The organism is Nonomuraea rhizosphaerae (genome assembly GCF_019396405.1).
Taxonomy (GTDB): Bacteria; Actinomycetota; Actinomycetes; order Streptosporangiales; family Streptosporangiaceae; genus Nonomuraea; species Nonomuraea rhizosphaerae.
In genome coordinates, this window is record NZ_JAHKRL010000551.1 from 1 (window position 1) to 15,067 (window position 15,067).

Below are 15,067 nucleotides of genomic sequence, written 5' to 3' on the forward strand. Positions count from 1 at the left end.
CACGCCGGCCGACGGGCCGGCCGACTCGGCGGCCGGTGAGCCGGCCAGTCGCGACCGGCACCAGTCGACGAGCACCAGCCCGTGGTCGACGGGGTGGACGAGGACGTGGCGGGGGAGCACCGCGTTGTGCGTCACCCCGGCGCGGTGCGCGAGGCCGGTGGCGACGAGCAGCCGCCGCCAGATCCACGCCACGTCGCGGGGGTCGCGGTCGGTCCCGACCGCTTCGAGGGTGACGAAGCCGGCGGGCGCGCGGCTGATGACGTTCGCCTGCCGCACCACCCGCCCCGCTTTATGCCGAAATTTCGAGACAAGGCGGGGGATGTACGGCAAGAACCGCGGATCCGCCTCGGCCGCGATCCTCGTCAGCGCGTCGGCCTCACGGACCAGCAGCCGGTTGTGAGCCGGGTCGCGCGGCAGCTTGAGCAGCGCGTCGTCGTCGGCCGGGTAGAGGTTGGCGGTGCCGCCCCGGTGCAGGAGCGGCCCGACGCGGTAGGGCCCCACCTGCTGCCCGTGGTTGTGGATCTCCCACAGCCGCGCCAGCCGGGTGAACGCCTCCTCGGTGCCCGGGGAGACGTCTGGGTGCAGCAGCCGGGCCAGCCGGCGGTAGGTGCGCGCGGGCGAGGGCCCCGTGAAGAGGTCGGCCGCCGATCGTGCCCCTGCGACGATCGACACCGCCTCGGCCGTGCTCATCTCCGTCGTGCTCACCGGATCTCCTCCTCTCGTGAGGGCCGCAGCAGCGCGGGATGCAGCAGCTGGGCGTCGCCCGCGCGGTAGAGCTTGGCTCGCGGCCCGCCCCTGGGCCCGCCGGTCTCGGTGGTCTGGCCGGTGCCCTCCACGAACCCGGGCACCGACAGCACCTTGCGGTGGAAGTTGCCCGCGTGCAGCGGCGTGCCCCAGACGCCCTCGTAGATCAGCCGCAGCTCGGAGACCGTGAACGTCTCCCCGGCGAAGGCCGTGGCCAGCGGGGTGTACTCCAGCTTCGAGCGGGCCCGCTCCACGCCGTCGGCCAGGATCCTCGGGTGGTCGAAGGCCAGCGGGGGCGCGTCGTCGACCGGGTGCCAGACCGCCTCGGCCGCGTCGGTGCCCGCCCGTGGATCGGGCAGGTCGGGGGCGAAGGCCAGGTAGGAGATCGACACGACGCGCATGCGCGGGTCGCGCCCGGGGCCGCCGTAGCTGCCGAGCTGCTCGATGTGCGCGGGACCGGTGGCCAGCCCCGTCTCCTCGGCCAGCTCGCGCACCGCCGCCTCGGCCAGGTCCTCGTCGGGCCTGATGAAGCCGCCGGGCAGCGCCCACATGCCCGCGTACGGCTCGACGCCGCGCTCCACGATCAGGACGTGCAGCCGCCGGTCGCGGATGGTCAGCGCCACCACGTCGACCGTCACCGCGACCGGGGCGTAGCGCCGTGGGTCGTAGTGGGCCAGGAACTCTTCCATCCGCACGTCCTTCTCAAAGTGAGTCAATCTCGCCCTGAGAATAACTGAGAGGCGGCCGGGTTGTCCAGGAATATGTCTGTAGGCTGATCACATGATTCGCCACGTCGTGATGTTCATCTGGACCGAGGAAGCCACCGACGAGCAGAAGGCCGCGGTCGTGACCGAGCTGCGCAAGCTGCCGGGGGCCATCCCGGAGATCAGCTCGTACACGGTGGGGGCCGACGCGGGCATCAACGAGGGCAACTACGAGTTCGCGGTGGTCGCCGACTTCGACACCGTCGACGACTACCTGGTGTACCGCGACCACCCTCAGCACCAGAAGGTGATCGCGGAACACATCCGGCCGATCGTGGCGAGCCGGGCGGCGCTTCAGTTCAACGCGTAGGCGGCGTCTCGTCGGTCCAGCCGACCTTCCTGATCAGGAAGGCGTGGGCCGGCCGCCCGTCCGGCCTCATCGCCTGGATGGCGAGCAGCTCACCGCTGTCCCTGTCGATGACGATCCGCTCGTGCTGGGAGCCGGGGCCGCTGTACATCAGCCCGATCCCGGCCCGCCCGTCGGCGTCCGTGACCCGTTCCCCGGCGGACCCTTCCGCGCGAATTCCCGCGCGGATCTCCGGTCAGATCTCCGGCGGGTTGTTCTCGCGGTGCATCAGCCGGTCGTCCGAGGTGCGCCCGCGCCTGGGCGCCAGCACGATGCTCAGGACCACGCCCACGCCGCCGACGATCATGAAGATGACGCCGATGACGTCCATGTGGACGCTCTGGCCGAACACGTCCGGCTCGATGGCGAACTTCAGGATGGCGCCGAGCGTGAGGAAGAAGATGCTGACCCCGACACCCATGACGACCTCCACAACGGCAAAGACCCGGTACGCCCCCGGTCATACCCGAGTATGCGTGATCACACCCTCAGGCCAGGCAGGAGAGTGGCTTGCCGTCATTGAAGGCGATCATGTCCATGACGGCGGCCACAAGGTCTATTGTGCCGCCCCTGGGCAGCCCGTCCAGTTCCGCGTAGGCGCGGTGCAGGTTGCCGACGATCCGCTCGGCGTCCAGCAGCTCGCCCCACTCGCCGAGGTCGCTCTCCCGGGCCGCCTCCAGCGGCGCCAGCCCGGCGGCCCGGCCGCGCTCGGCCGTCGCCAGCACGAACTCCAGGTAGCCCTGCACCCGGTCGAACACCTCGGGCCCGCACACGTCGCCGTGCCCCGGCACGACCGTCTCCGCGCCCAGCTTGCGGAGCTGCCCCAGCGCCTCGATCGCGCCCGTCACCGAGCCCATCAGCGCGAACGGGGTGCCGCCGTTGAACACCAGGTCGCCGGAGAACAGCAGCCGCCGCTCCGGGATCCACACGTAGGAGTCGTTGGTCGTGTGCGCGGCGTGGCCGACGTGCCGGATCTCGCAGCGCAGGTCGTCCGAGTGGAGCGTGACGCCGTCGGTGTAGGTCAGGAACGGCGCCACCGCCTCCAGCTCGCCCCACTCCACGTCGGGCGACCAGGCCAGGCTCAGGTAGCCGGGGATGCCGTCGGCCAGGATCTGCTCGCGGGTGCCCTCGTGGGCGACGATGGTCGCCTCGGGGAAGAGGTAGTTGCCGAACGTGTGGTCGCCGTGGTGGTGGGTGTTGACCAGCGTGGTGATCGGCCGGTCGGTCACTCCGGCGATGGCCTGCCGGAACGCCTTGGTGCGGCGCTCGGTCGAGCAGGCGTCGACGGCGATCACGCCGCGCCGCCCGGCCAGGAAGCCGGTGTTGTTGATCCACCAGCTCCCGTCGGGCTGGATGTAGGCGTAGACGCCCTCGGAGACCTCTTGGACACGAGGCGGGGGCAACGGGTGGTCGTGTGCGGACGCGCTCATGTCCGGAACGTATCTCGTGACGTCCGTTCCGACTGTGCACTTTTCAGCAGAACGCCCGCCCCCGAAGGAGCGGGCGTTCCCCCGTGACCGCCGCGGGTGGCAGAGGCGGGTCTAGAAGGCCGCCTCCGGCAGGTCCATCAGGTCCTGGCCGGTGGCGGCGAGCGTGCGGCGCTCGGCCGACAGGCGGGGCAGCACGGTCGTGGCGAAGAACGAGGCCGCGGCCACCTTGCCCTGGTAGAAGGGGTCGTCGGAGTCGGCCAGCTTCGTCAGTGCGACCTCGGCCTTGCGCAGCAGCAGCCAGCCGATCACCAGGTCGCCGAGGGCCAGCAGGAGCCTGGTGGTGTTCAGGCCGACCTTGTACACCTCGCGCGGCGTCTCCAGCGAGCCGAGCGCCCAGCCGGCCATCGTGTCGCCCATGGCCTGGACGTCGGCCGCGGCCTCGGCCAGCAGCTTGCGCTCCTCCTTGAGCCTGCCGTTGCCGGCCTCGGAGGCGGCGAAGGCGTTGATCTCGGCCAGCAGCGCGCCGATCGCGGCTCCCTGGTTGCGCAGGATCTTGCGGAAGAACAGGTCCAGGCCCTGGATCGCGGTGGTGCCCTCGTACAGGGAGTCGATCTTGGCGTCGCGGATGTACTGCTCGATCGGGTAGTCCTGCAAGTAGCCGGAGCCGCCCAGCGTCTGCAGGGAGCGGGCCAGCAACTCGTACGAGCGCTCCGACCCGACGCCCTTGACCAGCGGCAGCAGCAGGTCGTTCATGTCGTGGGCGTGCCGGTCGTCCGGGTTCATCTGGATGGCGTCCTGGAAGGTGGCCGTGTAGCAGACCAGGGCGCGCATGCCCTCCGCGTACGCCTTCTGCAGCATCAGCTCGCGGCGCACGTCGGGGTGGTTGGTGATGGCGACCCGCGGGGCGCTCTTGTCGGACATCTTGGTCAGGTCAGCGCCCTGCAGGCGGGACTTGGCGTACTCCAGGGCGTTCAGGTAGCCGGTGGAGAGCGTGGCGATGGCCTTGGTGCCGACCATCATGCGGGCGTGCTCGATCACCATGAACATCTGCCTGATGCCCTCGTGCACGTCGCCGACCAGCCAGCCGATCGCCGGGTGCCGGTCGCCGAAGGTCAGCTCGCAGGTCGTGGAGACCTTCAGGCCCATCTTCTTCTCGACGTTGGTGACGTAGACGCCGTTGCGTTCGCCCAGCTCGCCCGTCTCCAGGTTCACGTGGAACTTGGGCACCAGGAACATCGACAGGCCCTTGGTGCCAGGCCCGTGCCCCTCGGGGCGGGCCAGCACGAGGTGGAAGATGTTCTCGGCCATGTCGTGCTCGGCGCTGGTGATGAAGCGCTTGACGCCCTCGATGTGCCAGGTGCCGTCGGGCTGCCTGACCGCCTTGGCACGGCCGGCGCCCACGTCGGAGCCCGCGTCGGGCTCGGTCAGCACCATGGTGGCGCCCCAGTCCCGCTCGATGGCCATTTCGGCGAAGCGCTTCTGCTCCTCGGTGCCCACCTGCCACAGCGTGTAGGCGAAATTGGGCCCGGCGGCGTACATGTAGAGCGCCGGATTGGCTCCCAGCACCATCTCGGCCGTGGCCCAGGCAAGGCTGCGCGGGATGCCGGGACCGCCCAGCTCCTGCGGCAGGTCCAAGTGGGCCCATCCGCCCTCGACCAGCGCCTTGAACGACTTCTTGACGCCATCGGGCACGGTGACCGAGCGGGTGGCGGCGTCGAAGACCGGCGGGTTGCGGTCGCCCTCCTCGAAGGAGTCGGCCAGCACGCCGGTCGCCAGTCTGTTCACCTCGGCCAGCAGGCCGCGGGCGACGTCCTCGTCGACGTCCGCGTACGGCCCGGAGCCGAGGATCTCACGGCGGCCGAAGACCTCGAACAGGTTGAACTCCAGGTCACGCACATTGCTCTTGTAGTGGCCCATGGGTGTCGATCTCCTTGAACCGCAGTCGTTATCTACTGGCGAGTAACCTTACTCCCAATGCTACCCGCGGGTAACTGCGAATATGCGTGGCATGCTCATCTGCATGGACGCCGAAGAACTCGCCGTGCGGTGGCGGGAACGACTGGACTCCTGGGCGATCCCTCCGGAGATCATGGCCAGGGCGCCGGTCGACCCCTGGGGCCATTCCCCGGCGCGGTTCGCCACGCGCACGGACAAGGCCCTGGAGGTGCCCGACGACGGGCCCACCACGACCCGCCTGGTCGAGGCGCTGGGTGAGCACGGCTCGCTGCTCGACGTCGGCGTGGGCACGGGCGCCTCGTCCCTGCCGCTGCACGAGCGCATCTCGACCCTGTACGCGGTCGACCCGTCGGCGGGGATGCTGGAGGAGCTCACGCTGCGGGCCGACAAGCTGGGCGTCCCGCTCACCGCGTTCGAGGGCCGGTGGCCGGACGTGGCCGACCAGGTCCCCGTCGCCGACGTCGTGATCTGCGCCCACGTCATCTACAACGTGCCCGACCTGGCCGGTTTCCTGCGCGCCCTGGACGCCCACGCCGGGCGCCGGGTGGTGCTCGAACTGGCCCACCGCCACCCCATGAGCTGGATGGCGCCGCTCTGGGGCCACTTCCACGGGGTGGACCGCCCGGTCCGGCCGGTCGCCGAGGACTGCGTGGCGCTGGCCGCGGCCCTCGGGTACGCCGTCCAGGTCGAGGAGCGGGAGGCGCCTCTGGAACGGTTCAACTCGCTGCAGGAGCTGGCCGAGAGCGCCTGCCAGCGCATCTGCCTGGACCCCGCCCGCGCGGACGAGGTCGGTGCCACGGCCCTGGAGCTGGGCATGTGGCCGCTGCCGCGCGAGCGCTGGGTGACGATCTGGTGGGAGAGCCGCCGGTGAGGGCCGTCGTCTGCACCGAGTACGGCAAGCCGGTCGAGGTCGTCGAGCGGCCCGACCCCGTCGCCGGCCCCGGGCAGGTGGTCGTCGAGGTCGAGGCGGCCGGGGTCAACTACGTGGACGGGCTGATGGTCAAGGGCGGCTACCAGCTCAAGCCGCCGCTGCCGTTCACGCCCGGGTACGAGGTGGCCGGGCGGCTGCCCGACGGCAGGAGGGTCCTGGCCATCACCGGGCTCGGCGGATACGCCACCCATGTCGTGATATCGGAGGCGCAGGCCGTACCTGTGCCCGAGGGTATGGACGCGCTTCGGGCGGCCACGTTCGCGCAGAGCTACTGCACGGCCATGTACGCGCTCAGGGAGCGCGCCGGGCTGCGGCGCGGGGAGCGGGTGCTGGTGCTCGGCGCGGGCGGCGGGGTGGGCCTGGCCGCCGTCCAGGTGGCCAGGGCGCTGGGCGCCGCCGTCCTGGCGGCCGCCTCGACGCCGGGCAAGCGCGAGCGCGCGGCCCAGGCCGGGGCCGACGAGGTCATCGGCTACGAGGGCCTGAAGGGCGCCGCCAGACGCTGGGGGGTGGACGTCGCGGTGGACCCGGTGGGGAGCGAACTGTCCGAGGAGGCGCTGCGCTCGCTCCGCGAGGGCGGGCGGCTCCTGGTCGTCGGCTTCGCCGGTGGCGGGATCCCGAGGCTGCCCGCCAACCAGGTGCTGCTGCGTAACCGGGCGGTGGTGGGGGTGGATTGGGGCGCGTGGTCACTGAGCCACGCGGCGGCCAACCGGGCGATGCTCCTGGACCTGCTCGCGATGCCGGGGATCGACCCGGCACCGCCGGAGTCCAGGCCGCTGGAGGAGGCCGGCCAGGCCATGGACGACCTGATCAACCGCCGGGTCACCGGGAAGATCGTGCTCGTCCCTGCATCGTGACGGTCAGGATGCCGGCGATCAGGTAGACCAGCGCGCCGTGCCACAGCGACTGGAACGCCGACCCGAACACACCCTCCCCGTCCAGCACCAGCTGCACCGGGTAGTCCAGCACGGCCGTGATGCCCGCCGGGAGCAGGGCGAACTTCCACGGGTGCTTGAGCGCCCACAGGCGCGCCTGCCGGGTCACCCGGTCGCCCTCGTTCGGCTTGGACACCGCGCCGATGGCGGCGATCAGCGAGAACAGGCTGATCCCGAGCCCGAGCGCCCACACCAGGTCGGCGGAGCCGGGCAGGATGACGCCCAGCCCGTAGCTGACCGCGGCGACCGCGCCACCGCCGATGGCGGCGGCCTTCCAAGGGGCGCCACGGAGTGCGGCGCCCGACAGCGAGACCTCGTCGCGTCGACTGATTTCGTTCATGTCCTAAGAGTGCCTTTTCAGACCCCTCGATCGCATCGGGGACCTACCCTGATCCGTCCCTGACATGGTCGGGCAGGATGACGCCATGGACAACAACCCCGTTTTTCGTCCCGCCCGTATCGAGGACCTGCCCGCCATCGTGGCGATGCTGGCCGACGACCCGCTCGGGGCCGCGCGTGAGGGGGATCCCGGGGACAAGCGTTACCTGGCGGCGTTCGAGCGGATCGACGCCGACCCGTACGACGAGCTGATCGTGGCCGAGCACGAGGGCGAGGTCGTCGGGACGATGCAGCTCACCTACCTGGCGGGGCTGTCGCGGCTGGGCGCCGAGCGGTGCCAGATCGAGGCCGTCAGGGTCGGCGCCGCCATGCGCGGTCAGGGGCTGGGCCGCCGGATGATCGCCTGGGCGATCGACAGGGCGCGCGAGCGCGGGTGCGCGATGGTGCAGCTCACCTCGGACAAGACGCGTACGGACGCGCACCGGTTCTACCACTCGCTCGGCTTCACCGCCTCGCACGAGGGCTACAAGCTGTCGCTGAGCTGATCGATCATCCACCGGCACCATTCGGCCCGGTGGCGTTCGTAGCTCAGGCCGCAGCGCAGCGTCGCGTAGTTGCCGAACATCGGGTCGCCGAACGGGGGCGGGCCGCCGAAGGCCGCCTCCTCCCGCTCGTACTCGGCCAGCCGCGCCTCGTGCGCCGCCAGTTGCTCGGCGAACATCCGCCGGACCAGCCCCGCCTCGGCCAGCCACGCCGCGTACGTCTTCAGCACCAGTTCGTCGCGCTCCGGCCGCTGCCTCGGCGGCTCGGTCACCCATTCACGCAGCCGGGCCGTGCCGTCGGCCGTCAGGTGGTAGACCTTCTTGTCCTGCGGGCCCGGCCCGTGCACGGCCTCGTAGCCGACCAGGCCGCCGGCCAGCAGCTTCTGCAGCTCGGTGTGGATCTGGCTGTGCCCGGCGGTCCAGAAGAAGCCGACGGGACGCCGCATGTTCGCGGCGATGTCGTACCCGGTGCGCTCGCCACGGGCCAGCACGGCGAGTATCGCGAATCCCAGCGTTGAGGTCATGGCACCCCCAAGGGTATTGTCCCCATCACTATGTCAGTTCAGACATAGTGGAGGAGGGTGCGAGATGCGGGCGATCATCGGGACCATCGGGGCCGTTCTGGTGCTGACCGGCTGCGGGGGCACGGTCACCACCGAAGCGGCGCCTGCCAGTTCGGCGCCTAGCGCCGCCCCCGCTTCGACGGCCGTCGCCACTCCCAGCCCGGTGGTCACCGGCCCCAACGTCTCGGGGTGCTTCACCGAGAAGGACGGCGAGATCTTCACCCACGGCGACGGCCTGCCCGGTGTCATCACCGGAAAGGGCAAGGTCGGCGTGGTGATCACCTACGAGCGCAACGGCAACGTCTGCACCTGGCGCCCGCTCTCCGACCACCTGGTCGCGGCCGGCTACCGCGTGCTGCTGTACGCCAGGCCAGGCCGCGACTACCCCGACGAGGTGGCCGCCGAGATGGCCGAGCGACTGCTCAAGGACGTCAAGCGGGTGTTCCTGGTCGGCGGCTCGATGGGCGCGACCGCCTCGGTCCCGGCCGCCGAGAAGGTCGCCGCGAAGTCCGCGGGGAAGGACGCCGGGAAGGACGCCGGGAAGGCAGGCTCACGCGTGGCCGGCGTCGTCGCGCTGTCCGGCGCGATCGACGAGGGCGACGCGGCCAGGATCTCGTTCCCGCTGCTCCAGATCGGCAGCGAGAACGACGCGTACGGCGGCGCCACCGACCTCGCCAGGGCCCACGACGCCGCCACCAAGGCCCCCGACAACGAGGTCCACGTCGTCAAGGGCGAGAGCCTGCACGCCTCGGCGCTGTTCGGCAGCCCTCACGGCCCGCAGGTGCTCGACTGGATCACCGACTTCATGAACCGGCACGCCGCTCCGGAAAAGGGCTGATCTCCACCCGGTTGTCGTGGAAGGCCGGCCCCCTGCCCATGTCGGCGTCGCGCTCGGCCACGACCGTGTTGGCGTTCGCCCCGCCCGGGCTGTGCTTGGGCCAGCGGCCCTTCGGCGAGGCCACCACGCCGCGCGCCACCCGGTCGCTCACCTCCACGTCGGCCAGGAACTCGCCGCCCGCGTTGTGCACCCGTACGCGCTGCCCGTCCGTCAGCCCGCGCGCCTCGGCGTCGGCCGGGTTGACCAGCACCACGGGGTCCTTGGCCCGCCGCCTCAGCTCCGGGTTGTTGCCGAACGTCGTGTTCAGGAAGGTGTGCGCGGCGGGCGTGATCAGGGTGAGCGGGTGGTCGCCGGCCCGCAGCGAGTGCGGCTCCACGTACGCCTTGCCGCGCGGCGGGAAGCGCAGCTTGCCGGAGGCGGTCGGGAAGCCGTCGGCGAAGGGCGTGAAGGGCTGCGGGTAGTTCATCCGCACCCATCCCTCCTTGCGCAGCCGGTCCAGCGTCACGCCGTCCAGCGACGGGTGGCCGCTGGACAGCAGCTGCTCGGCCAGCTCCAGGTCGGAGTCGTACAGGGAGGGCTCGCTCAGCCCCATGTGCGCGGCCAGGCGGCGGAACGTCTCGGTGGTGGACAGGCACTCGCCGGGCGGGGCGACGGCGGGCTCGTTCCACAGCAGGTAGAGGTGGCCGTAGCCGGCGTGCAGGTCCATGTGCTCGGTCTGCATGGTGGCGGGCAGCACGATGTCGGCGTAGTCGGCGGTGTCGGTCGGGAAGTGCTCCATGACCACCGTGAACAGGTCCTCGCGGGCCAGCCCCCGCCGGATCCTGCCGGAGTCCGGCGACGAGCCGACCGGGTTGGCCCCGTACACCCACAGGCACTTGACCGAGTCGAGTTCGGAGGCCAGCCGTGTCATGGGCAGCTTGCGCACCGAACCGGCCAGCAGGTCGTCGCGGGTGTTGATCTCCAGGTGGACGTGCCCGCTGGTGGAGTAGGCGATGCCGCCGCCTGGATGACGCCAGTCGCCGGTCACGCCGGGGATCGCGCCGATCGTCCGCAGCGCGGTGCCGCCGCCCGCGTGCCGCTGGACGCCCATCGTGGCGCGGATCGCGGTCGGCCGGGTGTGCGCGACACGCAGCCCCAGCTCGCGGATGTCCTCGGCGGCGATGCCGGTGATCTCGGCCGCCCGCTCGACCGGGTGGGCGAGGATCTCCTCCCGGAAGGACTCCCAGCCCCGCGTGTGCTCGGCCAGGAACTCCTCGTCCTGCGCGCCCTCGGCGAGCACCACGTTGAGCAGCGCGAGCGCGAGCACCGCGTCGGTGCCCGGCCTGATCGCCAGGTGCCGGTCCGCCTGGTCGGCGGTCCTGGTGCGGATCGGGTCGATGGCCACCACGTGGGCGCCGTCCGCGCGGGCGTCCTGGATGAACTTCCACAGGTGGTGCCCGCTGGTCAGCGTGTTCGTGCCCCAGAGCAGGATCAGCTTGGACTGCGCGAGCTGCTCGGGGTCCATGCCCGCGGGCGTGCCGTTCGTCAGGGTGAGCCCGGTGCCTCCGGCGCTGGCGCAGATGTTCAGCCAGTGCTTGGAGGCGCCCAGGACGTTCCAGAACCGGCGGCCCGCGATGCCCTCGCAGCCCTGGAGGTAACCGAGCGAGCCGGTGCCCAGGTACGGCCAGATCGCCTCGCCGCCGTGCTCGTCGATGACGGCCCGCAGCCGGGTGGCGATCTCGTCGAACGCCTCTTCCCAGGTGATGCGCTCGAACCGGCCCGAGCCCTTCGGCCCGGTGCGGCGCAGCGGGTGCAGGATGCGGTCCGGCGCCCGCGTCTGCTCCAGGTAGCGGTTGACCTTCACGCACAGCGCGCCCCGGGTGTAGGGCTGGTCGGGGTTGCCACGCAGCTTCACGGCCTCGCCGTCCTCGACGGTGACGACCCACGAGCAGGTGTCCGGGCAGTCCAGCGGGCATGCCCCCAAAACCCTCAATTCACCCGACATGGGGCACAGCTTACGTAACGGGCCACAACCTCGGCGATCGCGCCGGTGCTCACCGCCAGCACCTCGTGGTCCACGTTCGCCATCGTGTCGCACGCCTTGTGGTAGCAGGGGTCCTTCGGCTTGCCCGCCGTCCCGCCGTACAGGATGGCCTCCGCCTTCGTCTTGGCCTCCTTGCCGCCGGTGAACAGGCCGCCGACCTGCACGTCCGCGTCGCTGAAGGGGGCGTAGTCGGACGCGCCGTTCAGGTCCGCCGTGTGGTACGGCAGATGGAGCCGGGAGAAGTACCGGGCGAAGAAGCGCTCGCTCGCCCCCTTGTAGACCCCGTACGTGTGGTTGCGCGAGCCGATCATGTCGACGTTGAGATAGACCTCGATGCTCTGCCGCTCCTGCGGCGTGAGTTTCGCCACATAATGCTTCGACCCGTACAGACCCTCCTCCTCGGCGCTCCACCAGGCGAACCGCACCGCCGTCGCGGGCCGCGCGCCCGCCATGCGCAGCGCCAGCTCCAGGATCGCGGCGGCGCCCGTCCCGTTGTCGTTGATGCCGGGCCCCTCGAACCGCGAGTCCAGGTGCGCCCCCACCATGACGACCTTGCCGTCCGGCCGCGCCCCCGGCGTCTGGGCGATCACGTTGTACGTCCGGCGCGTCTCGCTCTCGGTGCGCGTCACCACCCTGACCCGCCGCAGCCCGGCCACCCGCGCCCCCACCTCCTTGCCCACCGCGAGCACCGGGATGGGCTGCGGCCGGTTCGCGTTGCCCTTGAACGGCCCCTTCTGATCGACCACGATCAGCGCCGTGGCCCCGGCCTTCACCGCCTGCTGCGCCTTCACCTCGAACGAGCACGAACCCCGCCGCACCACCGCGATCCGCCCCCGTACGAACCGCCTGTAGTCCTGCTCCGCACACCCGAGCCCCGCCCGCCGCGGCCGTCCCGTCACATCGCCGGAACCTGAGAAGTGCATCGTCGAAACCCCCCGGAACCGGTGGCGGCCGGACAGCGCGGCGGGCGCGACTTCGCGGTAGAAATCAAAGGTGAAGGGTTGTAGCTCCACCGTGTAGCCTGCCTCGCGCAGCCTGGCCGCGACGTATCTGGCCGACGCGTCGTGACCTGGCCGCCCGGCCACGCGGCTCCCGCCGTGCGTGTCGGCTGTCGCCTGGAATGCCCGCAGATGCGTCAGCACGTTCTCCACGGGAATGGGGTCAACGGGGACGGGGGTGGCGAGAAGCCCGAGGACCAGCGTCGTGTGAGTGAGCATGCGACGAGCGTCCCAGCGCTTTGGACCGCCCGCGTGAGGGCAGGTCAATGCTGGTCGAGTCCTTACCCGACGCGAAAGGCAGGGTTGGCGATCAGGACACGAAGTGCCCCTGGATCGTACGGTCGGCCGGGAAGGTGCAGAATCTCTGACGGTGGCCGGTATCAGAGAACGTGACGACGCGGAGGACCTCGCGGAGGGGGATCCAGCCGTGGTAGCTGCGCGCGCCGAAACGGACGTCTTCGTGGTCGAGCCGCTCCTGCCCCAGCGCCTGCGCCGCCCCTCTGACCTGCTGCGCTTCCTCGCCACGCTGCTCGTGCTCGCCGCGGTCGTGCTGATCGCCCTGGTCGCCAAACAGACGCTCAACGGCCTGGAGGCCGACGTCAAGGACGGCACCACCCTCGTCCCTGACCTGCTCAGCCGCGTTGCCACGTTCCTGGGCGGCGCGGCCGTGCTCATCGTGCCGGTGACCTTCGCCGTCGAGCGCGTCTTCCACCGCGACGGCCTGCGCGTCGCCGAGGGCCTGATCGCCGCCATCGTCGGCATGGTCGGCTCGTTCCTGCTCGGTCAGTGGCTGATCGGCGGCACCGTCGACGACCTGCGCATCCTGCTCACCGGCGGCCGCTCCATCGAGCCGCTCAACACCCTGCTCACCTCGGTGATCGCCTACGCCACCGCCGTGCGCATCTCCCGCCGCCCCACCTGGCGCGCGCTCATGTGGACCGTGATCGCGCTCGACATCTTCGCGCTCTTCTCCGGCAGGCAGATCACCCTGCCCGGCGCGTTCGTGACGGTCCTGGTCGGCATGGCCTTCGGCTACGGCACCCTGTACGGCGTCGGCAGCCCGAACACCCGCCCGCCCGGCAACGCCGTCATCGCCGCCCTGCGCAAGCTCTCGTTCTCCCCGGTCTCGGCCCGGCGCATCGAGGACGACCACCAGGGCAGCCGCCGCTACGCCATCGGCCTCAAGGACGGCAGCAGCCTCGACGTCACCGTCCTCGACCGCGACCGCCAGGTCGCCGGCCTGCCGTACCGGCTGTGGCGCCGGATCAGGCTCAACTCCGAGACCAGGCGCAGGGCGATCCGGTCACTCCGCGCCGAGTTGGAGCGCGAGGCCCTCATGGCCTACGCCGCCCAAGCGGCCGGCGCCAGCACGCCCCGCCTGCTCGGCACCAGCGAGATCGGCACCGAGGCCGCCTTGCTGGTCTACGAGCACCTGGAGACGCGCCCGCTCGACGACGTGCCCGACGACGACATCGACGACTCCCTGCTCGCCCAGATCTGGGAACAGGTGGCGCTGCTGCAGATCCAGCGGCTGGCCCACCGGCGGCTGATGGGCGACAGCATCCACCTCGACCGCGCCGGCCGCGTCGTGCTCTGCGACGCCCGCAGCGGCGAGATCGCCGCGGGCGACCTGCTGCTGCGGCTCGACGTCGCGCAGCTCGTCACCTACCTGGCGATGCGGGTCGGCCCCGAGCGCTCGGTCAGGGCCGCCGCGGCCGTCATGGGGCCCGACGCGCTGGCCGCCGCCATGCCGCTGCTGCAGCGCATCGCGCTCACCCGCGAGACCCGATCGGCGCTGTCGAAGGACAAGGGCCTGCTCGCCGCGCTGCGCGAGCAGATCGTCGCGCTCAAGCCGCAGGGCAAGGTCGAGGAGATCCGGCTGGAGCGGTTCCGGCCGCGCACACTGGTCACGATCATCGCCAGCACGCTGGCCGCCTACTTCCTGCTCTCGCAGCTCAGCCAGGTCAACCTCGTCCAGGTGGTCACCACCGCCAACTGGGCGTGGTCCGGGCTCGCGCTCATCGCCTCGTTCATCAGCTTCGTGGCCGCCGCGCTGATGCTGCGCGGGTTCGTGCCCGAGCACCTGCCGTTCTGGCGCACGGTGCTGGTCCAGTTCGCGTCCTCGTTCGTCAAGCTCGTCGCGCCCGCCGCGGTCGGCGGCGTCGCGATCAACACGCGCTACCTGCAGAAACGCGGCATCTCGCCGGCGCTCGCGGTGGCCAGCGTCGGAGCCTCGCAGCTCAGCATGATGGTCTTCCACATCGCGCTGCTGCTGCTGTTCGCCTACATCACCGGCTCGAACAGCGCCACCTCGTTCACCCCGTCCCGCGGCCTCGTCGTGGTCATGCTGTCGGTCGCGGTCCTGGTCGTGGTGCTGCTCGGGGTGCCGCCGCTGCGCAGGTTCGTCACCGGGCGGATGCACCGGCTCTTCTCCAACGTGCTGCCCCGGCTGCTCGACGTGCTCCAGTCGCCGCGCAAGATGATCGAGGGCTCCATCGGCACCCTGATGATCACGCTGATGTTCATCGTCTGCCTGAACGCCTGCGTGGCGGCGTTCGGCGGCAGCCTGAGCTTCACCGCCTGCGCCGTCGTCTACCTCACGGCCAACGCGATCGGCTCGGCCGCGCCCACACCTGGCGGCCTGGGCGCGGTCGAGGCGTC

At 71.1% G+C, this 15,067-nt stretch carries 16 protein-coding genes; 6 read left to right on the forward strand and 10 right to left on the reverse strand.

All coding sequences use genetic code 11. The annotated features are described in order from the left end of the window. Positions 1-705: protein kinase family protein (locus KME77_RS28695; RefSeq protein ID WP_219472266.1), on the reverse strand; the 705-nt coding region annotated here is incomplete at its 3' end. After that, a complete protein-coding gene (locus KME77_RS28700; RefSeq protein WP_219472270.1) occupies positions 702-1,433 on the reverse strand; it encodes an NUDIX hydrolase in 732 nt (243 codons plus the stop codon). The genes KME77_RS28695 and KME77_RS28700, both read right to left, overlap by 4 nt. Before the next feature lie 91 nt (positions 1,434-1,524). Here KME77_RS28700 and KME77_RS28705 point away from each other — a divergent pair, with 91 nt between their 5' ends. Continuing rightward, positions 1,525-1,818 carry a Dabb family protein gene (locus KME77_RS28705; RefSeq protein ID WP_219472272.1) on the forward strand — a complete coding sequence of 98 codons (294 nt, stop codon included), beginning with the start codon at positions 1,525-1,527 and terminating at the stop codon, positions 1,816-1,818. Here KME77_RS28705 and KME77_RS28710 read toward each other — a convergent pair. From KME77_RS28710 to KME77_RS28725, 4 genes are all read right to left on the reverse strand, one after another. Further along, positions 1,808-1,966, reverse strand: a complete 159-nt coding sequence (locus KME77_RS28710) for a hypothetical protein (protein ID WP_219472275.1) — start codon at positions 1,964-1,966, stop codon at positions 1,808-1,810. The two genes, KME77_RS28705 and KME77_RS28710, sit on opposite strands and share 11 nt — an antisense overlap. A gap of 84 nt (positions 1,967-2,050) precedes the next feature. After that, on the reverse strand, positions 2,051-2,275 hold the full coding sequence (locus KME77_RS28715) for a hypothetical protein (RefSeq protein ID WP_219472278.1): 225 nt from the start codon (positions 2,273-2,275) through the stop codon (positions 2,051-2,053). Between the two features lie 67 nt (positions 2,276-2,342). Further along, positions 2,343-3,284 carry an MBL fold metallo-hydrolase gene (locus KME77_RS28720; protein ID WP_219472281.1) on the reverse strand — a complete coding sequence of 314 codons (942 nt, stop codon included), beginning with the start codon at positions 3,282-3,284 and terminating at the stop codon, positions 2,343-2,345. Positions 3,285-3,395: 111 nt separating this feature from the next. Then, positions 3,396-5,201: an acyl-CoA dehydrogenase gene (locus KME77_RS28725; protein WP_219472284.1), complete on the reverse strand. Its 1,806-nt coding sequence runs from the start codon at positions 5,199-5,201 to the stop codon at positions 3,396-3,398. 103 nt (positions 5,202-5,304) lie between these two features. On the opposite strand from KME77_RS28725, the gene KME77_RS28730 reads away from it, so the two are divergent. Both KME77_RS28730 and KME77_RS30435 read left to right on the forward strand, forming a co-directional pair. Beyond that, the gene (locus KME77_RS28730) at positions 5,305-6,111 is read left to right on the forward strand and encodes a class I SAM-dependent methyltransferase (RefSeq protein WP_246610914.1); all 807 of its coding nucleotides are present in this window, start codon (positions 5,305-5,307) and stop codon (positions 6,109-6,111) included. Next, a complete protein-coding gene (locus tag KME77_RS30435) occupies positions 6,108-7,025 on the forward strand; it encodes a zinc-binding dehydrogenase (protein WP_219472287.1) in 918 nt (305 codons plus the stop codon). Before KME77_RS28730 ends, KME77_RS30435 begins: the two co-directional genes overlap by 4 nt. Here KME77_RS30435 and KME77_RS28740 read toward each other — a convergent pair. Beyond that, positions 6,991-7,443, reverse strand: a complete 453-nt coding sequence (locus tag KME77_RS28740) for a hypothetical protein (RefSeq protein WP_219472289.1) — start codon at positions 7,441-7,443, stop codon at positions 6,991-6,993. The two genes, KME77_RS30435 and KME77_RS28740, sit on opposite strands and share 35 nt — an antisense overlap. 64 nt (positions 7,444-7,507) lie before the next feature. Between KME77_RS28740 and KME77_RS28745 the strand changes: the two genes are divergently transcribed. Further along, the gene (locus tag KME77_RS28745; RefSeq protein ID WP_246610915.1) at positions 7,508-7,987 is read left to right on the forward strand and encodes a GNAT family N-acetyltransferase; all 480 of its coding nucleotides are present in this window, start codon (positions 7,508-7,510) and stop codon (positions 7,985-7,987) included. On the opposite strand, the gene KME77_RS28750 is transcribed toward KME77_RS28745, so the two are convergent. Next, positions 7,966-8,508: a PadR family transcriptional regulator gene (locus tag KME77_RS28750; RefSeq protein WP_219472291.1), complete on the reverse strand. Its 543-nt coding sequence runs from the start codon at positions 8,506-8,508 to the stop codon at positions 7,966-7,968. The genes KME77_RS28745 and KME77_RS28750 overlap by 22 nt on opposite strands. 64 nt (positions 8,509-8,572) lie before the next feature. Between KME77_RS28750 and KME77_RS28755 the strand changes: the two genes are divergently transcribed. Beyond that, positions 8,573-9,385, forward strand: a complete 813-nt coding sequence (locus KME77_RS28755; RefSeq protein WP_219472295.1) for an alpha/beta hydrolase — start codon at positions 8,573-8,575, stop codon at positions 9,383-9,385. On the opposite strand, the gene KME77_RS28760 is transcribed toward KME77_RS28755, so the two are convergent. Next, entirely contained in the window at positions 9,351-11,369 is a 2,019-nt protein-coding gene (locus KME77_RS28760) for a molybdopterin-containing oxidoreductase family protein (RefSeq protein WP_219472298.1), read from the reverse strand. The genes KME77_RS28755 and KME77_RS28760 overlap by 35 nt on opposite strands. Then, the gene (locus tag KME77_RS28765; protein ID WP_219472302.1) at positions 11,354-12,625 is read right to left on the reverse strand and encodes a M28 family peptidase; all 1,272 of its coding nucleotides are present in this window, start codon (positions 12,623-12,625) and stop codon (positions 11,354-11,356) included. The genes KME77_RS28760 and KME77_RS28765 overlap by 16 nt, the downstream gene beginning before the upstream one ends. A gap of 208 nt (positions 12,626-12,833) precedes the next feature. On the opposite strand from KME77_RS28765, the gene KME77_RS28770 reads away from it, so the two are divergent. Beyond that, on the forward strand, positions 12,834-15,067 hold a 2,234-nt coding region (locus KME77_RS28770), incomplete at its 3' end, for a lysylphosphatidylglycerol synthase transmembrane domain-containing protein (protein ID WP_219472304.1).